Here is a 22,998-nt window from a genome sequence, read left to right as displayed (position 1 = left end):
TTATCCTTAATTGTGTAAAACCGACAAGACTAACTTTTGTTTTAAAAAAAGTTTAAATTTTTAAAACAAAATAAGAAAACCCTCATTAAGAGGGTTTTCTGTATAAAACAATTACGATTAGTTATTATCAGCAGGCTTATTTTGCTCAGGCCTTGGCAACAATGCCTTGCGCGAAAGCTTCAGTTTACCTTGCTTATCAACATCAAGCAATTTAACACGCACTTCGTCGCCTACCTGGAAAATTCCGTCCATGCTCTCGAAACGTTTGTGATCGATCTCAGAGATGTGTAACAAACCATCTTTACCCGGCATAATTTCAACAAATGCACCAAAAGGCATAATTGATTTTACCTTACCTTCATAGATCTCGCCTACCTCTGGTTTAGCGGCAATGTTACGGATACGGGTTAATGCAGCATCAATAGAAGCTTTGTTATCAGCAAATATCTGTACGATACCCACGTTGTTAACTTCCTCGATAGAGATAGTAGCTCCGGTTTCGCGTTGCATCTCCTGGATAATTTTACCACCGGGGCCAATAACAGCACCAATAAACTCTTTATCGATCTTGATAGATACGATACGCGGAGCGTGTGGTTTGTAATCCTCACGTGGTGCGGTGATGGTTTTAGCCATCTCGCCAAGGATGTGTAAACGGCCGTCTTTAGCTTGGTTAAGTGCGTTGGTTAATACTTCGTAAGACAGACCGTTAATTTTCAAGTCCATCTGTACAGCAACAATACCGTTTTTGGTACCGGTTACTTTAAAGTCCATATCACCTAAGTGGTCTTCATCACCAAGGATATCAGAAAGGATAGCATATTTAGTACCCATTTCGTTAGTGATCAAACCCATTGCAATACCAGATACCGGGTTAGTGATTTTAACACCAGCATCCATCAAAGCCAATGTACCGGCACAAACCGTAGCCATTGATGATGAACCGTTTGATTCAAGGATATCAGATACTACACGGATAGTGTATGGGTTCTCATCCTCAGCAGGTAATACACGTTTTAATGAACGCATAGCCAGGTTACCGTGACCGATCTCGCGACGGCCTGCACCTCTGTTAGGGCGAACCTCGCCGGTTGAGAAACCAGGGAAGTTGTAGTGTAATAAGAATTTCTGGTAACCGTTAATGAAAGCACCATCAATCATCTGCTCATCGTCTTTAGAACCTAAAGTAACGGTGGTTAATGATTGGGTTTCGCCACGGGTAAATACCGCAGAACCGTGTGCTGATGGCAGGTAACCAACCTCGCTCCAGATAGGGCGGATTTGAGTAGTGGTACGGCCGTCAAGGCGTTTGCCTTCGTCTAATACCAGGTTACGGATAGCATCATACTCCACATCGTGGTAGTATTTTTTAGCTAAAGCTTTTGTGATATCATCAATCTCACCTAAAGTGGCGATATACTCATCACGGATAGCTTTGAACTTAACAGCACGCTCATCTTTTGCTGATGCTTCGGCTGCAGTAGCATAAACTTTATCATAAGTAGCAGCATAGATAGCTTTTTCCAACTCATCGTTGCTGTGCTCGTGACTGTAAACACGTTTTTCGGTTTTGCCAACTTCAATGGTTAACTCTTTTTGCGCTAAACACTGTACTTTAATAGCAGTGTGTGCAAATTTGATAGCTTCAACCAGTTCTTCTTCCTGTATCTCAGCGCTCTCGCCTTCCACCATGTTAATATCGTGCTCGTTACCGGCAACAATAAACTCAAGGGAAGCGTTAGCTAACTGGCTAAGGGTTGGGTTAATAACCAATTGGCCGTCAATCTTGGCAACACGTACTTCTGATATAGGGCCGTTAAACGGAATATCAGAAACAGAAAGTGCTGCTGATGCAGCTAAACCCGCAAGTGCATCAGGCATAATATCTTTATCGGCACTGATCAGGCTGATCATTACCTGGGTATCGGCATGATAATCTTCAGGGAACATTGGGCGCAAAGCGCGGTCAACCAAACGCGAGATCAAAACCTCGTAGTCTGACAGACGTGCCTCGCGGCGTAAAAAACCACCCGGGATACGGCCTGTAGAGGCGTATTTCTCCTGGTAGTCAACAGATAGCGGAAGGAAATCAACACCTTCTTTAGCCTCTGGCGATGATACTACTGTAGCCAGTAACATGGTGTCGCCCATTTTAACTACTACAGAACCATCTGCTTGTTTGGCCAGTTTACCGGTTTCGATCTCAATGGTGCGGCCGTCACCTAAATCAATAACCTTTTTAATTACGTTTAAACTCATCTTGTTTGTGTTGTGGCGTGCTTTTCATCTTCAGGAGCACACCGGTTGTTTTATGTGTGTAAAATTTGATGCAAAATTAAAAAAGCCATCCAAATATGCGGACGGCTTTTTATTAAAAACTTGTAAAAGTTATTTGATGATATCCCTAAGCGAAAGCGCTTTGATGATAGCACGATATCTTTCAATGTCTTTGTTGTAAAGGTATGCCAATAATGCACGGCGTTTACCTACTAATTTTTGTAGTGATAACTGGGTTGAAAAATCTTTTTTGTTGTTTTTCAAGTGACCGGTTAAATGTGCAATACGGGTAGTGAATAATGCTACCTGACCTTCGGCAGAACCAGTGTCAGTTGCGCCTTTACCATGTTTTGCAAAAAGCTCTGCTTTTGCTTCTTTACTTAAATACATTACCTGAATAATATTAAAGCGTGTATACTTTTGTTAATTGTGGTGCAAAGATAAGGTTTTAAGTCAAAAGTAAAAATTCAAAATTCAAAAGTTTTTATCTGGCTATCAATCTCTAAACCAGTTCATTTTGACTTTTGAATTGATTACGGCGTTCCCGCCAGCTGGCGGGCCGGGCTATCCGCTCATACGCCTGCAGGCCTTATGCGCTGGCCGGTATCCGCTCCTATCCCTAACGCATAAAAGTTTGTCATTCTGAGCAACAGCGAAGAATCTAACCGCGTTCTCCCGACTCACTCACTCACTCACTCACTCACTCACTCACTCACTCACTCACTCACCATACTTGTCGCAATAGGCCCCTGTTTATGGCATTTTTACACGCTACTGCTTTATAACTTTCAATATACTTTTGTAACACTTGGTACTGTTATAACGTCACCTTATATTTATTCACCCAGATCATCTAAATTATATGTCACCAGTAGCTAAGGCCAAAGGCAAGGCACTTTCATTTTTCACAGTTCTTAAGCAATCGCTAAAAGGCGAGCATGTTGATCTTACCAGCATCAGCATAAAACGCGCTATTGTGCTCTTGGCTATCCCTATGATGCTGGAGATGGCTATGGAATCTGTCTTCGCGCTCGTTGACCTGTACTTTGTTGGTCACCTTGAAAACAGCGCCCTCGCCATCCAAACCGTTGGTTTAACCGAGTCTGTGCTTACCATTATTTATTCGTTAGCCATCGGCCTCAGCATGGCGGCCACTGCCGTGGTTGCCCGCCGTATAGGTGAGAAAAATCCCGAAGCAGCTTCAAAAGCCGGCATGCAAACTATCATTATAGCCGTAATGGTGAACATTGTTATCAGCATCATAGGCCTGCTACATGGCCGCGACCTACTGTTGTTAATGGGCGCATCACAAGATACCGCCACCCACGGTGAAACATTTATACGCATCATGATGGGTGGAAGCATCATTATTGTATTGCTGTTCCTTATCAATGGTATTTTCCGCGGGGCGGGTAATGCCGCGGTGGCTATGCGCAGTTTGTGGATAGCCAATATTGCCAACATCATTCTTTGCCCGCTTTTCATCAGGGGCCTTGGCCCTATTCCTGCATTCGGGTTAACCGGTGCGGCTATTGCCACAACCATAGGCCGTAGCTTAGGTGTCTTGTATCAGCTGTATAACCTGTTCAACAACAAGAATGCGCTAACCGTACGTCTAAGCTATTTTATCCCCGATTGGGAGCAGATAAAAGCCATTATAAAAGTGGCTGCACCGGGCATATTGCAATTTGTGATAGCCAGCTGCAGCTGGATCTTCCTGGCAGAACTGGTGGCCACTACAGGCGGCACTACAGGTTCGGCAGGTTACCAAACTGCTTTGCGTTTAATGATGTTCTTTATGCTGCCGGCCTGGGGTTTAAGCAACGCCGCTGCCACCCTTGTTGGCCAAAACCTGGGCGCTGGCCATATTGAGCGTGCCGAGCAGTCGGTATTTCAAACCATTAAATACACCAGCGTTTTTCTGGGGATTGTAACCATCCTTTTCTTAACGGGCGGGCATTTATTTGCGTCGTTCTTCACTAAAGATAAAGGCGTAGAAGCAATGGCGGGCCGCGCTTTACAGATCATCAGCGGCGCATTTGTTATCTACGGCATGGGCATGGTATTTACCAGCGCATTCAACGGCGCCGGCGATACATGGACACCTACCAAGATCAATTTCTTTACTTTCTGGCTGTTCCAGATCCCGTTGGCTTACCTGCTGGCCAGATACTTTGCAATGGGGCCAACAGGAGTATTCATATCGCTGCCCGTATCAGAAATAGGTTTAACTATAGCGGCTTACGTTATGTTTAAAAGAGGCAAATGGAAAACCAAGCAGGTGTAGTTGATGTGCAGATGTGCAGATTTCAAATGTGCAGATAAAGCGCTATCCTACTCCCACCTTAAGAGTGGTTAAAAGTGTGCGATCAGGTCTTTAAAGTCTTCTGCTTGTTACGCAACATTATCATCGCCTTATCAGCGCGGGTTTTGCGGGTTTCTTCCTGTTTAGCAGATCCTACCCAATCGCAATAGCCTTGCTTATACGATTTTGCCAGACTTTCGAAAAAAGCATTGGCCTCAGTATCGGCATCTAAAAGTAATTGTAACTCGGTGGGCGTACCCTCTACATGTTCTCCTTTTTTTAGCATGATTGTATTGTATGGAGCTAAAGTAATCGAAGATCAATTAAAAGCCTAACTTCAATTTTTACTTTTTACTTTTGACTTATTACTCTTGAATTTTGACTTAATGAAGTACAGCACCTTTGAGACCGAGCACCGTGTACGCCCCGATGATATTGACATGTTTCAGCATGTGCATAACAGCAAGTATTTTGATTACGTGCTTGCTGCCCGCTACGAGCAGATGGAGACCTGCTACGGCATGGGCATGGCAAAATTTATGGAGCGCGGTTTTGGCTGGGTAGTGCGTACCGCGCATGTTGATTACAAACGCGCCCTCACTATGGGCGAATATTTTAAAGTACGCACGGGTATCGAGAGCATTAATGACAAAGGATGCCGCGTGGCATTCACCCTAACCAGCAAAGCCACCGGCAAAGTTTGCTGCGACGGGTATTTCGACTACGTGATGATAGACATTAAAACCGGCCGTGGTGTAAAGGTGCCTGAGGATGTGATTGAGCATTACGGGATATAGAACATTTTAGTTAGCTTTAAATCAACCTGAGGCTCATCAATTATGAAGTTCCCGATAACAGTTGTTTTCAAAAGGAAGCTAAACATTATTGTAGATAGAGAAAATGTTTCAAAAATTCTGAGTTATATCAGAGATGAAATAATTAAACGCAAAGCCGATAATGTGATAATGGGCGATATGCATGTTAGCTACAAAGACACAATCGCCCCCTCTCGTGGTTCGCTATTTGGTGACTATCTGGGAGACTTCTCCTTTTGTCATGAAACCGATCAATGGTACTTGAGTATGAATTGAATATGCGTAAACTGTTTATTCAAACAGGTTTAATCTCACTTATTTTTGGAGTTATAGCGACAATTGGAGCTAATGCTTGGTGGATTTTTCTTGCTGCGTTTATATGGCTGTGCGGTGGAAGCTGGGTAATTGACAATATCAGACACGGATTATTAGTATCTGAACTGGCGGAAGGGATTGATATATTAATGGGTTGGGAAGCACCAAAGCCTAAAGAAAAAGACGGAAGCCTTAAAAGCTGGTTCTGATCTTTCAATGCCCGATCTTCTCTATTTCCTTATGAACCTTTAAATAAACCGGCAAAGCTGCCGAACCATACCATGGATAAAATTCGGCATCTAATAATTTTGCTTTAAAAGCGGGATCGGTAGCCACCAATGCCTTCGCTTCGGGTAAGGTTTTTACGTTGAATATAAATATACCGCGATAGTTCTTATCATTTTTGCCCATAGGGCCTGCAACAACCAGTTTACCTTCGGTGGCTAAACCGCCAATGTTGGCCATGTGCCCGGCAAAAGCGCTATCTGTTGCTGCTTTAGTTGCCGTGGTGTTGGCACCTGTTTTCAGGATCACCAATACATACATTTTCATGCCGTACGCATCGGCTCCAAGTGAATCGGCCAATGCTTTGTTGTATTTTACAGTTTGAGCTTTGGCGCTTATGGCTAACAGCAAAACTAAGGTGGTGATAGATAGTTTTTTCATTGTGCAAAGTTTAGCACTAATTTAAGCTATAAAAAGAACTATAAAACAAAAAAAGCCACCTGTTTAAACAGATGGCTTTCTCATATATCTTTATTAATTTATGCAGTTAACTGTATATCGTCGTCCTGCTTTGTATTCATTTGTATCACCGTTACAGCGGCTTGTTTACGGTTCGTAAGTTCTTCAAACATCTCACGCGACTTTTTAATCTCATTTTCCATCCGATGCATACCAAACTGCAATCTGGAGTAATTATCACGGAAAGCCGCCAGAGTTTCCTTCAAGGTTTCGGTTTGTGCTTTAAGGCGTTGTAAATGCTCGTTGAAATTCGTATTACCCACAATTATTCAAATATTATTTACTACTAAACAAATTTTATACCATTTTTGAGTTTGTATCAATTATACCCACTTATGAAAAAAGCACTTGCTATTTTAACCATGTTTGCATTAAGGGCATCTGGTGTTATGGCCCAGGATTGGCCTAACCTGGCGCGCTATCAACAAGAGAATACCGAGGTATCTGCGCAGCCCAACCCCGGCAACCGCGTAGTATTTATGGGTAACTCTATAACCGAGGGCTGGAAAAGAGTTGACCCTGAGTTTTTTGATAATAACAAAAACTACATTGACCGTGGCATAAGCGGGCAAACCACTCCACAAATGGTATTGCGTTTTAGGCAAGATGTGATAGATCTTAAACCCGCCGTTGTTACCATACTTGCGGGTACCAATGATATAGCAGGCAATACCGGGCCGGCCACGCTTGAACAGATTTTTGGTAACATACAAACCATGGCACAACTGGCCGCTACTTACAAAATAAAAGTTGTTTTAAGTTCAATACTTCCGGTGTTTGATTACCCCTGGAAACCCGGTTTACAGCCCGCCGCAAAAATTATTAAGCTAAATGCGATGTTAAAAGATTTTGCTGCCAAAAATGGTTTTTATTACCTGGATTACCACAGCTTAATGAAAGATAACCGCGATGGCTTACGCGCCGAATTAGGAGATGATGGCGTACACCCAAACAAAGCCGGATACGCCATTATGGAAAAAGCAGTTCAAGATGTGCTTAAAAAGGCGTTAAGTGAAAAGCCAAAAAAACATTAAAACTAAAAGAGGCAGCTAAGGCTGCCTCTTTTAGTTTGCTTCAATTGCGCGGCGCAATAATTCATCACGAATAAGCGCGCATTCTTCATAAAGTTCCTGGCTTAATTTTACCTGTAAAATTTCCTGCAGTTCGGCTACACCATAGCCTATATACACTAAACCATCTATGCTTAGTCCTGCAAGAGGCTCAATAGCACCATCGGCGCCATGAATACCTAAGTGGGGTTTTCTTTCGTTTAAATTCATGGGGATATTAAGTTAGATATCAATTTTTATAATTCCTAATCGTTCCAGTTAATTTTATAAACCATATCGCTATCAGAGGTGTTTAAACTATAACATTGGTATTATGAATAATCACAGTAAAGACACCTGGTCTGCAAGTTTATACAGCAAGTTTGAGGCCGAGCGCAACCGCCCCATACATGATCTGCTTAACCGTATCTTAACCTACGATATAAAAAAGGCTGCGGATGTGGGCTGTGGCCCCGGAAATTCAACAGAATTGCTTCAAAAGAAATTCCCCAACGCCGAAATTACAGGCATGGATAGTTCTGAAAACATGATAGAGGCTGCGCGTAAACGATTGCCCAATTTGGTGTTTGATGTGGCAGATATTGCCACATGGCAAAACCAGGGGCCATTTGATGTGATCTTGTCTAATGCCGTTTTGCAGTGGGTGCCAGATCATGCCGGGATATTCCCGGGCCTGCTTGCCAGGCTTAACCCCGGCGGTACCCTTGCCATTCAAATGCCCGATAACTTTGCCGAACCAACGCACCGCCTTATGCGCCAGGTTGCTGCTAACGGCCCATGGGCAGAGAAACTCACCGCCGCCCCCAAACGCCTTGATCGCCAACCTGCCGATTGGTATTTTAATTTATTGCACAATACTGTATCGTCCTTAGATATCTGGCGCACTACTTATTTTCATCCTATTAAATCAGGCGCAGCAGGTGTGGTAGAGATGGTAAAAAGTACCGGCCTGCGCCCCTATCTGGATGCTTTGGATACCGATGAACAACAAGCTTTTCTGGAAGAGTATCAACAGCAAATAGCTAAGGAATACACAGCACAGTCTGATGGTACTGTGTTGTTGCCTTACCCAAGATTGTTTATCGTGGCGGTGAAGTAGTTATAAGCCGGCCATGGGCCTCAAGATACATGCAATGAATTGAGGGTGGAATAACAGCGGGGCAGGCACAACCAGCCAAAAGAAAACCCACGCATGTGCGATTATCTTATTAGCGAAGAAATTGGGGGAGTATTTTCTGATGATACGCTCCAGCATCACCACCAATGCATGGATAAGAAAATACAACGCGGGCAAACCATAGCCTGCATTTACGGGAACGCTTAAAGCCAACTCATGTAAGAGCCCTGAGAAGATGAATGAGATAAGCAGCGCCCCGCCATTTCCCAGCCGCTGTTTAAGCGGCCTGAATATGGCAACAGAGGTCATTTCGCTAAAGGCCAGGTTCCAGCGCTTACCCCAAAATTCGGTGAGGCTTAAGGCCGTGGCCGGCTTCCTGAACAAGTAACAGGTATCGGCACCCTGCAGGCGCCACATGCCCGCGCTTATGCTCAATATCCCGAAGTGAAGTATCAGGCTAAAACCCACCAGCAACAACATTGCCGTTACCGCATACTCGGCAGATGGGCTCGATATCAGTTCATAATAATTGAGCAAACGGGTTAACCAGATGAGTAAAGCGCCCAATACAATCCGGCTGATGCCAAACTTTACCATTTTTGCGGCACCGGTTGGGGCAGGGCCGCCAAGTGTTTCAAAAGGCTGCGGGCGCATACCTGCCCAGGCACCCGCAAAAAAACACCATTGTTTAAATGTAAGTTTAAAGGCAGTTTTATGGTGCGTTGCCGATACTGCCACCAGTTTCATAGCAGTAAAAGTGGTGGCGATAATGGCCAGCATTTTCAGTATTGGATGCTGATGCACAAACAGCAGGTATATTACACCGATAGATAAAAGAAATAAGACCCAGCTCAACATCAGATACACGCGTTTAACAATGGAATACCCTGCTATAACCAGCAAAAGATTAATCAACCCGAAGGCAGCTAAACGGATGATCAGATCGGGGTTCATATCTGGTTAATATTAAGGTAAAACAAATAGCTGTAAACAGCGCTAAAGAAAACAAAAGCCGTTACGAGCACCATCTCTCCTATCATGGGCCATGTCCCTTTCGGGAAATTGCTTCTGTCAAAATAGAAAAATTGTATGGCTAACCGTGAGATCCAGTAAAGAGCTATGAAACCAGTTACTGCGCATGCAAGTGGCTTGGCGCTTATCAATTGCCCGCTCATCAGTAACGATAACAAACCAAAACTACTATTGATAACCAATATATATATAGCATAAACCCAAAACAGCCTTTTTATCATAGGCTCTACTTTGCTTAACTCCTGCGGCCATTTAAGTACTTTAGGTACTATAATACTAACCGTTGCCAGCATCAGTTGGCCTACCCCGGCCAGCTTTACCATGTTTTGTATCGTGATATCCATACGCAAAGGTAATTATATTAATTATACTTTCAATAATTACTGAAAATATAATTAATATAAAATCATATTGCTATGGTTCATCCCTTTTCTTGTTATTATACTAAACTTCGCTAAAGTATTTGATACACTTTTCTTACACTTGCAAACGCAAAAAAACACCATGGCAAAACAAGCTCATCCTATTTATAATTTACATTTTGCGCTGGTTTGCCTCAGCTCTTTCCTTTTCTCCTGCAGTTTTAATATGCTTCTGCCCGAGCTGCCTTCTTACCTCAGCAGTTTGGGTGGCGCGGAGTACAAAGGGTTGATCATCGCCTTGTTTACGCTTACGGCGGGCATCTCCAGGCCTTTCAGCGGCAGGTTAACAGATACGCTTGGGCGTGTGCCGGTTATGGCGGTTGGGTCTATTGTGTGTTTTGTATGCGGCTTTTTGTATCCCTTATTAGGTACTGTAGCGGGGTTCCTGTTTTTAAGGTTGATACATGGTTTTTCTACCGGTTTTAAACCTACTGCTACAGCGGCTTATGTAGCAGATATAGTACCTCGCGAGCGCTGGGGCGAGGCTTTGGGTTTCCATGGGATATGTTTTAGTACAGGTTTGGCCGTTGGGCCTGCAATTGGGAGTACCATAAGGTTATATTTCTCTTTGGATGTGCTGTTCTACGTTTCATCGTTTTTTGCGCTGATGTCAATACTGATATTGATGAACATGAAAGAGACGCTGAAAGATAAACGCCCGTTCAGCCTTTCCATATTAAAATTATCCCGTAAGGATATCATTGCGGTAGAGGTTTTACCTGCAGCTGTTGTAACACTGTTATCGTATGTAGCTTACGGTGCAATACTAACTGTAATCCCGGATTGGAGCCAGCATCTCGGCATCGTAAACAAGGGGCTTTTCTTTATGGTGTTTACTATAGCATCGTTATTGATACGTTTTGTAGCAGGTAAAGTATCTGATAAATATGGCCGTATTTCGGTTATTAATACCGGGCTGGGCTTGCTTGTAATATCGTTGTTCATCATTGGCTTTGCAGGCACAGTTACCGGTTTAATGATAGGCGGTGTAGTGTATGGGGTGGCCACAGGCATTCTCTCCCCTGCCCTAAACGCATGGACGGTTGATATGAGCCATCCGGATCATCGGGGCAAAGCCATGGCAACCATGTATATCTCGTTAGAAGCAGGTATAGGTTTGGGCGCTTTAATATCAGGCTGGTTTTACCAGGACGTTATAGGTATGGTTCCGCGCATTATGTATGCCAGCGGCGTGGTAGCAGTATTGGCTTTGGTGTACATGGGTTTCAGGCACAGGGTTTTGGCCAAACGCGGGCAGCCCATTGCGATAGAAAGTGAGATCTAAGTTTCGATAACCAGAAATGCGCAGCGGGCAAAATAAGGCATCCAAAGCATGGCATCAGCCAACAATTCTGATTGATCTGTATCAACCATGGCACTAACTGCGGTTACCGCTTTATAAAAGTCACCGTGTTTGCCACATTGCTGCAGCAGCAGATATTGTGCTTCAGTAAGCTCATCTATCATCACCCTGTAATTCTTGCGGCTAACAGCCATAAAAGTTTTTCGGGGCGACGGCATCTCGTATTCCTCATCATTATGCAATGCCGAGAAAAATTGCTTCATCGGGAAAGCCATCTCCAGCAATTGCAGGCATTCGGGCAAGCGCACTTTTAAATTACCAAAGAGCAAGCCATAAGTTTGTATATCTGATGCATTGTTATCTGCGTCCTCGGTACCCGGTGCGCGCAAAGCGTACTGTTTGGCGCGTTCCAGTCGGGCTAATTCTGCAGGGATATCAAAGTATGCAGTATCCCCGGTTTCATCAAATTTGGGTTTGGTTCGTTCCAAAAACTCCGGGAAAGCTTTGCCGAGGTCAAACAGTGTAAACGAGGTTGATGGATGATACATCAGATACGCTTTGGCAAAACTATCGAACACTTCATCGCCCATAAACTTTTTACAGGCGGGGTAATCGGCATACATGCAATCCAGCAGGCGGGCTATATAACCCTGGCTATATACATTAAGGCGGGCTTGTATAGGTGCTATTTCGTTCTCGATAACCACATCATACTCATCCAGCTGATGTATTCTCGAGGCCACAGCCATTTTGTGCTCCAGTTGCCCCGGCGCCATGATGATGGTGCGGAGCCAATGTTGTAACAAAGCGGTATCCTGCTTAATCATTGGTGGCCTGTAATTGAAAATCAACAGGATTGGATACCTGCATACGTTCCGACTTGTAAACCGGAGTAGCGGGAATATTGCCTTTCATCACTTCGCGGGCTTTAAACAGTTCTTCAAGCAGTTCAGGGTATTCGGGAATCTTTGCATCCCACTCCAAAAGGGCACTTACGCCCCCCGTTAACTGTTGTGCCCGCTGGTATAGCTCCCATACCTGTGATGGCACGGGCTGGTCATGCGTATCCACCAATAATGCTCCGCAATCCGTTGGGCCTGCCAGGTGCATCTGTACAATATGCTCATGCGGCAGGTTCTCAATGTATTGCATAGCATCAAACCCATGGTTATGGGCCGATACAAATACATTGTTCACATCCAACAGTAAACCGCAGCCTGTTTCTTTAGCCAGCGTGCCCATAAACTCCCACTCGGGTATGGTTGAGGCTTTAAACTGCAGGTAGGTTGAGGGGTTCTCTAATATCAACGGTCGTTTCAAATAATCCTGAATAAGCAAAACGCGTTCGGCAACATGGGCAAAGCTTTCTTCGGTCATGGGCATGGGCAACAGATCGTGCGTGTTGGTATAGGCAACACCCGTCCAGCAAAGGTGATCTGAGATCCATTCGGGTTCTATAGCTTCGGCGAGGGCTTTCAGCTTAGCCAGGTAACCATAATTGATGGGATCGGTACTGCCTACCGATAACGATACCCCATGCATAACCACCGGCACCTGCTTACGTACGTGCATCAGCACATGGCGGGCAAAGCCAAAATCATCCATAAAGTTCTCGCTGATGATCTCGAACCAATCTGCCTGTGGCGGGTTCTGCAACAGATAATTAAAATGCTTGCTGCGTAAACCAACGCCCAGGCCCAAATTTGGCAGGCCCAGGCGTGGTAATTGTTGAATACTCATAACCGAATATCTTTTTAGGTTGATGGCGGGAAAGCCAGTCTCAGGTCGCTTGGTGCAGGTTTATCAGGTACCGGTACGCCGCGTTTTTGCAGCACCTCGCTGTAGGCTTTCCAGGCAACATCATAAACCAGTTCGCCTTTAGCGTAAGGCATTAAACCCAGGTCCTCAGGGTCATGGTCTGGTGCAGGGCCGTAGTTGTTCAGCATCATCTCATACTCATTAGGTGCCGGGATTTCGGGGTACATCTGCGAAGCAGAAATAGGCACCGCGCAACCACCTAAAGCACCACATGCATTATCAGACGGCGGACTATACGGCGATACTTTTGTACCCTTAGCCTGCAGGAAGTTATAGCTTGATGGCGCACCGCAGCCACCACCACCATGTGACGACTGCACGAAGCCGCAACCGCCTTCGCCTTTACACTCGTTTGAGCCTTTGCAAGTATGGTACAATTCTACCGGTGCACAGCTTGCAGGATCACGTTTGATGGATTCGTCAAGGTTAAGACCCTGGCAGGCATGGTACAGGTGCTGGCTCCTGTCTATAGGCGCATTACCCGGCACATCAACCCCTAACGATATATCAGGTATTTTACCGAAGATAGCCCAACAAATAGACATCCTATCGCCAGAACCACCCATTGACGGGTAAGGGAAAGCAGTTTTAGGATTCTGGAAGAAATCGTTCAGCACGCGGGTTACGCCGGCAATGGCGCCGGTTGAGGTACGGCTGAATAGTTCGTAATTTTTGCCATCAGCATCATTCTCTTTCAAACGGTTTAAAGCGCCGGATATAGCATCAGAAGTTGGCAGATCCGGATAGCGTGCAGGGTCGTAAGGGGCAGTTTGCAATAATTCAGGCGTCCATTTATTGCCTTCGGCATGCCATTGGTCCCATGTTTTTATGCCACCTTTTTCAATCAGGTCTAATACAAACTGAAAAGTTTCATAGTGATCCATTTTACCGAAATGGCCACGGGCTTCGGCTTTGGCAGAATCCACCTCGCCACCTGTTGCGTTGTATGATGGATATTTATTACGCAGCACCGGGCATTTTGGCTGGAACATATCCTGCACAGCCTGCAATGTTAGCGGCGCTTTAAGGTTGCGGCTTTTGCTAACGCGGAGTAATATCTCCTCAATAACACCACCGCCTTCGCCCTGGTCGGTAATACCGTTGATCATGTTCAGCACATCATGCAGGGCCTTTTCAGGATCGGGCGTGTTGATGCTGGTTGGCATGTGTGGGTACTCGTCGCTCTTATAACGGTCTGGTGTGCCCTCTTTCTCCAGGCGACCGGGATTAAATACCTCTTTTTGTAATGGCGTGGTTGGTTTAGGCCCAAAGCCAACAACCTTTTTCCGTGCCATCTCAATACCTTTCTGAAACACAATCTCCCAAAGGGTGGTACCATCAGCATACTGGATAGACAGGTAATTCCATAACTGCAGATACATATTCCCTATCGAACCAAAATATGGCAGCGTCTCGCCTTCTTTCCAGTTATCATAAGGGGCGGTCTCTTCGTATTTTTTCTTTTTATCGGGGTCGATATCGGCCATAGCCGCTTTCTCTGTTTGCTCAATGGCCAGGAACAGTTTGCATTGCTCCTCGTTCATCGGCCCAAGCTTTACGCGGATATCGGTACTTTTTAGAGTATCCTGAAAATCAAGAATGCCCGGCAGCACTGTCGAATCGGGCGAGTAGCATTTCCAGGCATAAGTTTTCTCATCCTGCAAAGGTGCGCAGGTAAACTTGGGCTCGTACCCAACGGTGTTGGCGAGGTTTGATATGATCTGCAGGTGCAACATCTCGGCCACGAACACGCTGAACACAGCATTAAAAGCCTGCTCATTAGGATTTTTTGGATGTGCCGATGCTGCCATACCCGGCCATATACGGCCTTCGTAAAAATTACTGTTCTTGCTGTTTATCTCGTGCATGCCCTGCAGCGAGTAAAGTGAGGTCATGTACAGCGGGATGGTAAAAAGCTCAACGTTAACGGCCGACTGCACCAATGCATGCAGGGCCTTCTCGTCGATCTCTTTCTTAACTACCGGCCGGTTTTTCAGGCGGTCGGCATCAGTAAACAGGAGCGTTGTTTTCATGATAACTATTAGGTTAATTGGTTAATTAGAAGAGAGCATAGCCTGCAAACAGGCAACAAACACCATTACATTTTTGGGGGATAGAAAAACTATTGTTTGCAAACAATAGCCGTAATGATAGGCAAACCTCATAAAGCGTAAGGTTACCCCCTGCTCTGCTAAAGGCTTTTCAGCATTTACACTTATCTTATAAAAACGCCGCTACCAAATGGCAGCGGCGTTTTACTATATTGTTAAAGCAACTTTCTCCCGCTTGTTTTACCAAAGCGGTAGCCGAGGGTTACCTCGTGTACGGTGGTATTAAAGCCACCCAGGTTATTTGATGATGTACCAAACTGGTATGCGTAACCAATTTTGTAATTATCGCCCAGTATGGATATGATGCCTGCACCGCGTTTGTTGGTACGGTAGCCGGCACCCAGGCCCAGCTGCTCTTTCAGGTAAAAAGTACCCGTAAAATCGGCCAGCATATCAGAACCTTTTACGTACGATACCAGGGTTGATGGTTTAAACTTGATATCCTCGCTCAGATCTGCCAGATAAGCGCCACTAAAATAATAGTGGTTCTTCAGGTAATTAGCCTGCTGTACCGATGCCGTACCTAAACTGCGAATGGTAAGCTCTGGCAGCGAAAAACCCACATAGTACTTGTTGCTGTAAAACATTACACCAAAGCCAAGATTAGGCGACGTTTCCCTTACATCATCCTTAAATTGCGTGTCATAAGGGTCAAGCGTTGAATAAAGTGCATTGTAATTGCGCACACCTACATTCAGTGAAACCGACAAGTAATCCTCTGCCGATAGTTGTATGCTCTTGGCAAAAAAGGCATTCACCTCTAATTGCTTCTCCACGGCTACCTGGTCGTTCAGTACGAATATACCTGCCGCACCGCCTATAGACTCAATGGGTAAACTGCCGCTGAGCATTAAGCTGGTTGGTGCGCCATCAATACCAATAAACTGCCTCTTCCCCATCAGGTTAATGGAGCCTGCCTTATCCAGTAAGGAGTACGCAGGGTTTACCGGAGTAAGGTTATCAGCATACTGGCTATAGCTGAATATCTGCTGTTGCTGAGCTAAGAGCCTGCTGCTGTTGAGCAGCAGGCTTAGCATCATTACTATTGAACTGTTTATTATAAAAGACTTCTTCACTTTATTCCCTTCAAACATTAAACGGTCTTTTATTAGTATTTAAGTATCAGGTAACCGGTTTTACGTTTGGTTTCTTTACCCACCTGGTATTCAAGCGAGTAGTAGTAAGTACCCGCTTTAAGCATATCGCCATTGCGGCTGCGGCCGGTAAACAGGTTAGCACCATCCTTACCGTAATCTTTGGTCTCGAATACCAGATTACCTGCAGCATTCATAACCGATAGCTTATTGCCTGTTGTGTTTGATAAACCTTCAATCACCAGGTAATCGTTAACACCGTCACCGTTTGGCGATACACCCTGGTGTACCACTACATCATCGGTAGCAACAAAGCTGTTGGTGTTTTTAGATACCATTTTAATTGCATCTTTCGTACCTGCTAAATTTTGTGGCAGTGGCGCTATTTTTAGTTTCACAGTATAAAATTTAGAGGTTCTACCGTCTTCTGCATATACTCTAATAGGAAACGTAAAATCTGAATACGAAGTGATTGTTCCGACTAATTGACTATCGTACCCCCCGTTTTGAATATAACCAAAAGTAAGTAGATAAATCTTTGAATTAGCGTTTGCCGCTGTAAATTTAAAGCCCAAAGTGTAAGGAAGCGCAGTATAAAGCGTAGCTTCAAACGTGTTTGAAGATGTCTGAGTAAATGTCATTGGAGACCCTACAGGAGCACCATTATTAAATTCGCTTGTCTCCGCGGTTGCCAGATCTGCGTTGTTTGACAGAGCGCGTGTAATTATAATACTGTAAGTTTTAACAGTAACCCCATCTTCGGCAGTCGCGCTTACGTTAATAGTGTTTTCACCAACTACTAAAACAATTGGCGATGATGCCGATTTTGATGCTACAACCACGCCATTTACGGTTACAACGGCGTGCGGTTCTTTAGCTATTGGTGTTACCTGTACCGAACTTACGGCATAAGCCACAGATGCAGTATAATTATAATCAGCAGCACCTGTTGTTGCTTTTTCTAAAGAAATGCCTTCGCCTAATGAAAGTGTAAGTTGTGCATTATTAGAACCTACGCGGCTAACTTTAATTGCATAGGTTTTTACAGTTACACCATCTTCTGCTGTACAAACCAGGTTAATGTCTGTTACACCGCTTGATAAAGGTATTGGTGACGATGCCACACCCGATGGTACAGTTACACCATTTAAGGTTATAGTTGCTTTTGAATCTCTTGCGGTTGGTGTTATTGTTATTGAGTTTACACCAGCTGATACCGACGTAACGTAGTTATAACTTGCAGTACCTGTTGTTCTTTCTAACAACGCATAGTTACTCAATGCAAGTTCCATTTGGGCGTTACCAGAGCCGTTACGGCTTACCTTAATTACATAAGTTTTGGTAGCTACGCCGTCTTCTGCGGTTGCCACTACATTAATATCCGTTACACCGCTTGATAAAGCTATTGGTGATGATGCCACGCCTGATGTTGCCGCCACACCATTGATGGTTATAGTTGCATTCGGGTCTTTAGCTGTTGGTGTAAGCGTTACTGAATTTACATTGGCAGCAACAGATGCTGTGTAATTGTAATCGGCAGTACCTGTTGTTTTTTGTAACGTAGCATTATCACTTAACGCAAGCGATAGTTGGGCGTTGGTAGAACCCGTGCGGCTCACTTTAATGGAGTACGTTTTTACAGTTACTCCATCCTCTGCAGTGGCCACTATATTGATATCGGTTACACCGTTTGATAAAGCTATTGCCGGTGATGCTACACCTGATGTTGCAACTATACCGTTTACAGTTATAGTTGCATTTGCATCTTTAGCGGTTGGCGTTACCTGTATAGAGCTTATTGCAGCAGATACAGATGTTGTGTAATTGTAATCAGCAGTACCTGTTGTTGCTTGCAATATAGCGTTCTGGTTTACTGCAAGGGTTAACTGCGCATTATTAGAACCGGTACGGCTTACCTTGATGGCGTAAGTTTTTACGGTTACACCGTCTTCTGCAGTGGCCACTACGTTAATATTGGTTACACTGCCCGTTAACGCTATTGGCGATGATGCAGCGCCTGATGCTACAGTTACACCATTTACTGTTATAGTTGCATTTGCATCTTTGGCAGTTGGGGTTACCTGTATCGAGCTTGCTGTTGAAGACACCGATGTAGTGTAATTGTAATCTGCCGTGCCTGTTGTTGACTGCAGTACCGCACTTTGGCTTAATGCAAGTGTAAGTTGAGCGTTATTAGAACCCGCACGGGTTACACTTATAGGGTAAGTTTTGGTAGTAATATGGTCTTGCGCGGTAACTACAGCTGTAATTACAGTTACACCGTTGGCATTTAAATTTATTGGTGCCGATGCTGAACCGCTTTGTACCGCTGTGCCATTGATGGTTATGGTAGCATTTTCAAAAACTGTAGGTGTTATCTGGATGCTGGTTTGATCAGATGGCACAGATATTTTATAGCCATCCACGCCATTCACTTTAGTTTTATAAAATGTTGAGTTTGTATTGTTTTTCAATGAAACAACTACGTTGGTTGATAGTGGCTCAGGGCGGGTCACTACAATTGTATATTGGTCTGTAGCACCGCTTTCTGCAGTAGTTACAATATTAAAGGTGTTACTACCGTATATCAGCGGCAGGTTGCTTGATGCGTTTCCGCTGATAACACTTTGCCCATTTACGGTAACATTTGTAGTAGCTGCGTTAACAGTTGGTGTTAAGTTTATACTTGTCTGCGAGCCTGAAACCGTTTGAGTATAATCCTTTACTGCCGGATCAAAAGTTGGAGATAACGCCCCTGTGCTGGCTACTAAGTTTGATAAACTTGCATCTGTTGACAATGCTTTGTTAACTACAACAGTGTAGGTTTTAAAATCGCCGTTTGCAGCTTTTACATCTATAGCAATGGTATTGTTACCGCCTAATAAATTTACCGTTTGGTTAATATAATTTCCGTAAGTACCATTATTAACTTTTACACGGGCTGTAGTATCAGCTAAAGACGCACTTACATTTACCGAGTACTGTGTATTTGTAACAGAAGCAGTGTAATCAATAGTTGCCTGGTTAAATGTCGGGCTTAACGTTACACCATCAAGCGCAAGTGCAAACAGGTTATTGTTTGATGATAATGCACGGTTAATGGTAAAGGTGTAAGTCTCACTATACGTTGGATCCTGAGCGGTCACTACTATAGTAAAGACATTAGTTCCCGGTTTAAGGCTTGGTGCATAAAACCCATCGTACGTTGTACCATTAATAGTTGTTGTTGAATAAGTTGATACCGGGGAAGGCAAAAAGCGCAAGCCCCTGATATCATTTGGTACATTTATGGTATAGCTATGTACGACCTGGTCAAATGTAAAACCATCAGGTTGATAGTAATTGCCATTAGTCGTCTCAAAGAAATATAAACCCGAAAGCTTTGCATTTTTATCAAGTGGCACTTTTACATTCAGGTTATACTGTTTGATATCTCCATTTTGCGCAGTAACCACTATTGGCATCAGGTTATCGCCGTGTGCAACAGATTGTGTTGACGAATTACCTGATGTAACGCTACCGTTATTAACCGTTACGTTTGCATAAGCATTGCTAACAGTTGCTGTAACGCCTATCTGCGTGGTTCCATCAGGTACCGCTACTTCATAATTTTCTGTATTAGGATTGAATAACGGATCAAGCGTGCCTATGCTGGTAGTAAGGTTTGATAAAGTAGCATCTGCCGATGGTGCATTTATAGTTAAGATACCATTTACAAAAGCAATGGTGTAGTTAGCATTAGCAGCACCATTTACTGCTATAGCGTAATTGCCCGGCGCAGAGTTAGCATCTGCAAGGGTGGTAATTTCTACAGGCGATGTTAACGACGCCTCTGTATCACCGTTAGTAAGGCCGCTTATCTGATAGGTTAAGGTTGGGATAGGCGCGCTATAATCTTTGGTTTTATTATCGGCTGTAACAGTTAACGCAGCCCGGGTTATAGTGAAAGTAGCCGGGTTAAATGTAATATTATAGTTAGGGTTATTGGCGTTGGTTAAACTGCCCTGGTTTATAGCGTAAGTGCCAACTACATCACCGCTTGCCCGCGATAAAGAACCGGCAAGCACATCTCCGTTAACGGTATTACCGGTTGTAACGCCGTATTGGAAAGCTGGATCAGATTGTCCGTAAACTTTACTTTGGCCACTGTTTGCGGTTATAGTTACAGGCCTTGCGGTTATGGTAAGATCGTTAGAAATAAAAGTTATATCATAATTATCAGACATATCAGCCCCCGAGCCGGCGTTTACAGGATGTTTGGTGCCTAAGCTTAAAGCATAAGTACCTACAGCTTCGCCACTTACTCTTGTGAAAGATCCCGTCATACCGTCTCCGGTAGCCAGGCCTGATCCGGTTAAGGCATAAGGATATGCCACAGGCTCCGCATTACCATAAACTTTTGTAGCCGGCTGTGGTTTTATGCTTATTGCACGTTTGCCAACGGTAAGCGTTTGCGTTGCGGTTGTGGCTGCATTGTAATTGCCGTCACCTGCCTGTGATGCAGTAATGGTTGTTGTACCTGCACCAATTATATGCACATTGTTATTTACAATAGTGGCTACGTTGGTATTGCTGCTGCTGTAGCTAATTGTTAAACCGCTGCTTGCCGTAGCACCCGAAGAATAATCTGCATCGCCATAGGTTTTTGAAGCCGTTGAAGCTAAAGTGATGGTTTGGTCGGCTTTGGCACGGATAATCGCAACGTTGTAGGTTTTTTGTGTTGTGCCATCCTGTGCGGTTACTACATAATTGATATTAGTAGTACCAACCTCCACATTATAATAATAGGTTTGGCCAGATATTTTGGGGTAACCGTTGTTTTTTAATGTTGCATTTGGCTGATTAACAGTTGCTGACATACTTACATAGGAATATAAATTAGGTATGCTTACAGTATAGCTGGTTGTGTTAGTATTAAAAGCCGGGGTTAACGTAGCGTTATCAACAGTTATGGCAGATAAGTTGGCATCGCTTGATGCTGCGCGGGTTACGGTAACGGTGTAAGTTTTAGTTGTACCGTCCTGGGCTGTAACCACTGTGCTGATAGTATTGCTGCCAACATTTAGCGCAACCGGAAATGCCGAACCTGATGATACAGGGTTATTATTTACCCTTACAGAAGCATTGGCATTATTTATGGTTGGGGTTACCTCGATAACTGATATCGAGTTAGCTACCGATGCAGTATAACTGGTAGTACCCGATCCAAATAATGGACTTAACGGGCCCGAATTAATTGCAAGATTTGACAGGTTGGCGTCATTTGATTGTGTAGCGAATGACACTACACTACCATACGTTGTACCTACACTACTTGTTGCATAAGCCCTTGCGTAATAGGTAGTAGCCGCCGAAAGGCTTATTGATGCAGAGAATGTACCCGTACCGTTACCATTTACAGCCTGAGTTACCCCGTTACCGCCTATGGTAGGCGTTTGATTACTTGAACTGTAAACCACACCACGCCCTGTTACGGCTGCGTCACTTCTCGTAACGGTGCCACCTAAAACAGCCGAGCTACCCGTTACTGATGCGGCGCTTGCTGTTGTAACATATGGTAGTTGCGTTACAGATATAGTTTTAACAGTGATACCGCTTGGTAAACCTGCAAGATTTAGCACTGTTTGTACACTTCCGTTTGTCAGGTCAACAGTTTTTATTGCTCTGCTTGCCGGGGTTCCTTCGTAAATGTAAGCTAAGTTTTTACTGAAATCTATACCCATTTGCTGCGATGGTGATGGCGTAAATGCCGAAGCTATGACAACATTGGCCCCAACACTGCCGCCCGGTGGCACCTTTGTTAAAGCATCAGTAGCAGCAGTTGAGCTTACCACATCATCAGATGTTAAATAATACAGATAGTTAGTAGTGGGGTCATAAGCAATATCTTTAACTGTACCGCTGTTTATAAAAGCTGTCTCGGTGAAACTTTGCGAACCCAGATCAAATGTCTTTATCCCTCTGCTGCTGCCACCTGTTGATTCGTAAATAAACACCCTGTTATGAGGAATATCAAGAGCAAGCGAAATTGGTGAAGGGGTAATAGATTCCTTAATTAGTGTTACTGCATTATCTGTAGTAGGATTAACCCTGTATAGCGCATCTGCTACATCAAGCGCTATAGTACTGTTTGTAGTAATAAAGTATATATTATCTGTTACCGCATCATAACGCATTGAGTTGACTGTTGCAGGCAATGGTATGCTTTTAATTATTTGATAACTGCCTGCATCTAAAACCTTTATTGACCGGCTGGCAGATAACGATTCCACCACAAAAATTCTGTTGTGAGCCAAATCCTGCATTAACTGTGTAGGACTTGTAAACATTCCCTGAGGGGTTAAAGCCGATGGTGAACCAATTTTCCACAATGCATCATAATCGTTAGCAGTTGTAGCTGATTCATCTGATGTAAGGTAATACACCTGCGCCTGGCTTTTGCTGCTAATTAAGCTAAAGGCCAACACAAATAAACCCATCAATAAAGATCGGTTCACTTTGCTTTGCACATTTTTCAATTGGAGTAAAAGTTTTTCCATAATAAGGTTTAAGATTTGCGTACTTTATATTTAGTG

Annotated in this window: 19 protein-coding genes; 6 read left to right on the top strand and 13 right to left on the bottom strand. The window is 44.1% G+C overall.

Features of this window, described 5'->3' with window-relative positions; all coding sequences use genetic code 11:
* Window positions 1–117: 117 nt before the first annotated feature.
* Together pnp and rpsO are read right to left on the bottom strand one after the other, a co-directional pair.
* Window positions 118–2,259: a polyribonucleotide nucleotidyltransferase gene (pnp, locus tag D0C36_RS19065; RefSeq protein ID WP_117393248.1), complete on the bottom strand. Its 2,142-nt coding sequence runs from the start codon at window positions 2,257–2,259 to the stop codon at window positions 118–120.
* Between the two features lie 129 nt (window positions 2,260–2,388).
* Window positions 2,389–2,667, bottom strand: coding sequence for a 30S ribosomal protein S15 (gene rpsO / locus D0C36_RS19060; protein WP_117393247.1), 279 nt, complete (start codon window positions 2,665–2,667; stop codon window positions 2,389–2,391).
* Between the two features lie 472 nt (window positions 2,668–3,139).
* On the opposite strand from rpsO, the gene D0C36_RS19055 reads away from it, so the two are divergent.
* Window positions 3,140–4,564: an MATE family efflux transporter gene (locus D0C36_RS19055; RefSeq protein ID WP_117393246.1), complete on the top strand. Its 1,425-nt coding sequence runs from the start codon at window positions 3,140–3,142 to the stop codon at window positions 4,562–4,564.
* An 82-nt stretch (window positions 4,565–4,646) separates the two neighbouring features.
* On the opposite strand, the gene D0C36_RS19050 is transcribed toward D0C36_RS19055, so the two are convergent.
* Window positions 4,647–4,868 (bottom strand): YdeI/OmpD-associated family protein, encoded by a 222-nt coding sequence (locus D0C36_RS19050; RefSeq protein WP_117393245.1) that lies wholly within the window; start codon window positions 4,866–4,868, stop codon window positions 4,647–4,649.
* 100 nt (window positions 4,869–4,968) lie between these two features.
* On the opposite strand from D0C36_RS19050, the gene D0C36_RS19045 reads away from it, so the two are divergent.
* Window positions 4,969–5,379 carry an acyl-CoA thioesterase gene (locus tag D0C36_RS19045; RefSeq protein ID WP_117393244.1) on the top strand — a complete coding sequence of 137 codons (411 nt, stop codon included), beginning with the start codon at window positions 4,969–4,971 and terminating at the stop codon, window positions 5,377–5,379.
* Between the two features lie 272 nt (window positions 5,380–5,651).
* Complete coding sequence (locus tag D0C36_RS19035) at window positions 5,652–5,921, top strand: hypothetical protein (RefSeq protein ID WP_117393242.1); 270 nt, start codon at window positions 5,652–5,654, stop codon at window positions 5,919–5,921.
* 4 nt (window positions 5,922–5,925) lie between these two features.
* On the opposite strand, the gene D0C36_RS19030 is transcribed toward D0C36_RS19035, so the two are convergent.
* The gene (locus D0C36_RS19030) at window positions 5,926–6,378 is read right to left on the bottom strand and encodes a YciI family protein (RefSeq protein ID WP_117393241.1); all 453 of its coding nucleotides are present in this window, start codon (window positions 6,376–6,378) and stop codon (window positions 5,926–5,928) included.
* A gap of 98 nt (window positions 6,379–6,476) precedes the next feature.
* A complete protein-coding gene (locus tag D0C36_RS19025) occupies window positions 6,477–6,719 on the bottom strand; it encodes a hypothetical protein (RefSeq protein ID WP_117393240.1) in 243 nt (80 codons plus the stop codon).
* A gap of 72 nt (window positions 6,720–6,791) precedes the next feature.
* On the opposite strand from D0C36_RS19025, the gene D0C36_RS19020 reads away from it, so the two are divergent.
* Window positions 6,792–7,490 (top strand): SGNH/GDSL hydrolase family protein, encoded by a 699-nt coding sequence (locus tag D0C36_RS19020; RefSeq protein ID WP_117393239.1) that lies wholly within the window; start codon window positions 6,792–6,794, stop codon window positions 7,488–7,490.
* A 30-nt stretch (window positions 7,491–7,520) separates the two neighbouring features.
* On the opposite strand, the gene D0C36_RS19015 is transcribed toward D0C36_RS19020, so the two are convergent.
* Window positions 7,521–7,736, bottom strand: coding sequence for a hypothetical protein (locus tag D0C36_RS19015; protein ID WP_117393238.1), 216 nt, complete (start codon window positions 7,734–7,736; stop codon window positions 7,521–7,523).
* A 103-nt stretch (window positions 7,737–7,839) separates the two neighbouring features.
* On the opposite strand from D0C36_RS19015, the gene tam reads away from it, so the two are divergent.
* A complete protein-coding gene (gene tam, locus D0C36_RS19010) occupies window positions 7,840–8,625 on the top strand; it encodes a trans-aconitate 2-methyltransferase (protein WP_117393237.1) in 786 nt (261 codons plus the stop codon).
* On the opposite strand, the gene D0C36_RS19005 is transcribed toward tam, so the two are convergent.
* Window positions 8,626–9,597: an MBOAT family protein gene (locus D0C36_RS19005; RefSeq protein WP_117393236.1), complete on the bottom strand. Its 972-nt coding sequence runs from the start codon at window positions 9,595–9,597 to the stop codon at window positions 8,626–8,628. It lies immediately after the preceding gene.
* Complete coding sequence (locus tag D0C36_RS19000; protein ID WP_117393235.1) at window positions 9,594–10,019, bottom strand: hypothetical protein; 426 nt, start codon at window positions 10,017–10,019, stop codon at window positions 9,594–9,596. The genes D0C36_RS19005 and D0C36_RS19000 overlap by 4 nt, the downstream gene beginning before the upstream one ends.
* Window positions 10,020–10,179: 160 nt before the next feature.
* On the opposite strand from D0C36_RS19000, the gene D0C36_RS18995 reads away from it, so the two are divergent.
* Window positions 10,180–11,382, top strand: coding sequence for an MFS transporter (locus D0C36_RS18995; RefSeq protein WP_117393618.1), 1,203 nt, complete (start codon window positions 10,180–10,182; stop codon window positions 11,380–11,382).
* Here D0C36_RS18995 and D0C36_RS18990 read toward each other — a convergent pair.
* The 5 genes from D0C36_RS18990 to D0C36_RS18970 all read right to left on the bottom strand — a co-directional run bounded on the left by D0C36_RS18990 (window position 11,379) and on the right by D0C36_RS18970 (window position 22,962).
* Window positions 11,379–12,227, bottom strand: coding sequence for an HvfC/BufC N-terminal domain-containing protein (locus D0C36_RS18990; protein ID WP_117393234.1), 849 nt, complete (start codon window positions 12,225–12,227; stop codon window positions 11,379–11,381). The two genes, D0C36_RS18995 and D0C36_RS18990, sit on opposite strands and share 4 nt — an antisense overlap.
* Window positions 12,220–13,140, bottom strand: coding sequence for an MNIO family bufferin maturase (gene bufB, locus D0C36_RS18985; protein WP_117393233.1), 921 nt, complete (start codon window positions 13,138–13,140; stop codon window positions 12,220–12,222). The genes D0C36_RS18990 and bufB overlap by 8 nt, the downstream gene beginning before the upstream one ends.
* Before the next feature lie 14 nt (window positions 13,141–13,154).
* Window positions 13,155–15,251 carry a ferritin-like domain-containing protein gene (locus tag D0C36_RS18980; protein ID WP_117393232.1) on the bottom strand — a complete coding sequence of 699 codons (2,097 nt, stop codon included), beginning with the start codon at window positions 15,249–15,251 and terminating at the stop codon, window positions 13,155–13,157.
* Window positions 15,252–15,484: 233 nt separating this feature from the next.
* Complete coding sequence (locus tag D0C36_RS18975; RefSeq protein WP_158557147.1) at window positions 15,485–16,369, bottom strand: PorP/SprF family type IX secretion system membrane protein; 885 nt, start codon at window positions 16,367–16,369, stop codon at window positions 15,485–15,487.
* Window positions 16,370–16,437: 68 nt separating this feature from the next.
* Window positions 16,438–22,962 carry a cadherin-like beta sandwich domain-containing protein gene (locus tag D0C36_RS18970; RefSeq protein ID WP_117393230.1) on the bottom strand — a complete coding sequence of 2,175 codons (6,525 nt, stop codon included), beginning with the start codon at window positions 22,960–22,962 and terminating at the stop codon, window positions 16,438–16,440.
* Window positions 22,963–22,998 lie beyond the last annotated feature (36 nt).

The sequence above is a fragment of the Mucilaginibacter conchicola genome, assembly GCF_003432115.1.
GTDB lineage: Bacteria > Bacteroidota > Bacteroidia > Sphingobacteriales > Sphingobacteriaceae > Mucilaginibacter > Mucilaginibacter conchicola.
The sequence above is the reverse complement of the archived record's forward strand: the minus strand, read 5'-3'. Positions and strand labels throughout refer to the sequence as shown.

Excerpts from the sequence above, each read along its gene's own strand:
- pnp (WP_117393248.1), bottom strand. The coding sequence starts at position 2,259 with ATGAGTTTAAACGTAATTAAAAAGGTTATTGATTTAGGTGACGGCCGC.
- rpsO (WP_117393247.1), bottom strand. The coding sequence starts at position 2,667 with ATGTATTTAAGTAAAGAAGCAAAAGCAGAGCTTTTTGCAAAACATGGT.
- D0C36_RS19055 (WP_117393246.1), top strand. The coding sequence starts at position 3,140 with ATGTCACCAGTAGCTAAGGCCAAAGGCAAGGCACTTTCATTTTTCACA.
- D0C36_RS19050 (WP_117393245.1), bottom strand. The coding sequence starts at position 4,868 with ATGCTAAAAAAAGGAGAACATGTAGAGGGTACGCCCACCGAGTTACAA.
- D0C36_RS19045 (WP_117393244.1), top strand. The coding sequence starts at position 4,969 with ATGAAGTACAGCACCTTTGAGACCGAGCACCGTGTACGCCCCGATGAT.
- D0C36_RS19035 (WP_117393242.1), top strand. The coding sequence starts at position 5,652 with ATGGTACTTGAGTATGAATTGAATATGCGTAAACTGTTTATTCAAACA.
- D0C36_RS19030 (WP_117393241.1), bottom strand. The coding sequence starts at position 6,378 with ATGAAAAAACTATCTATCACCACCTTAGTTTTGCTGTTAGCCATAAGC.
- D0C36_RS19020 (WP_117393239.1), top strand. The coding sequence starts at position 6,792 with ATGAAAAAAGCACTTGCTATTTTAACCATGTTTGCATTAAGGGCATCT.
- D0C36_RS19015 (WP_117393238.1), bottom strand. The coding sequence starts at position 7,736 with ATGAATTTAAACGAAAGAAAACCCCACTTAGGTATTCATGGCGCCGAT.
- tam (WP_117393237.1), top strand. The coding sequence starts at position 7,840 with ATGAATAATCACAGTAAAGACACCTGGTCTGCAAGTTTATACAGCAAG.
- D0C36_RS19005 (WP_117393236.1), bottom strand. The coding sequence starts at position 9,597 with ATGAACCCCGATCTGATCATCCGTTTAGCTGCCTTCGGGTTGATTAAT.
- D0C36_RS19000 (WP_117393235.1), bottom strand. The coding sequence starts at position 10,019 with ATGGATATCACGATACAAAACATGGTAAAGCTGGCCGGGGTAGGCCAA.
- D0C36_RS18995 (WP_117393618.1), top strand. The coding sequence starts at position 10,180 with ATGGCAAAACAAGCTCATCCTATTTATAATTTACATTTTGCGCTGGTT.
- D0C36_RS18990 (WP_117393234.1), bottom strand. The coding sequence starts at position 12,227 with ATGATTAAGCAGGATACCGCTTTGTTACAACATTGGCTCCGCACCATC.
- bufB (WP_117393233.1), bottom strand. The coding sequence starts at position 13,140 with ATGAGTATTCAACAATTACCACGCCTGGGCCTGCCAAATTTGGGCCTG.
- D0C36_RS18980 (WP_117393232.1), bottom strand. The coding sequence starts at position 15,251 with ATGAAAACAACGCTCCTGTTTACTGATGCCGACCGCCTGAAAAACCGG.
- D0C36_RS18975 (WP_158557147.1), bottom strand. The coding sequence starts at position 16,369 with ATGATGCTAAGCCTGCTGCTCAACAGCAGCAGGCTCTTAGCTCAGCAA.
- D0C36_RS18970 (WP_117393230.1), bottom strand. The coding sequence starts at position 22,962 with ATGGAAAAACTTTTACTCCAATTGAAAAATGTGCAAAGCAAAGTGAAC.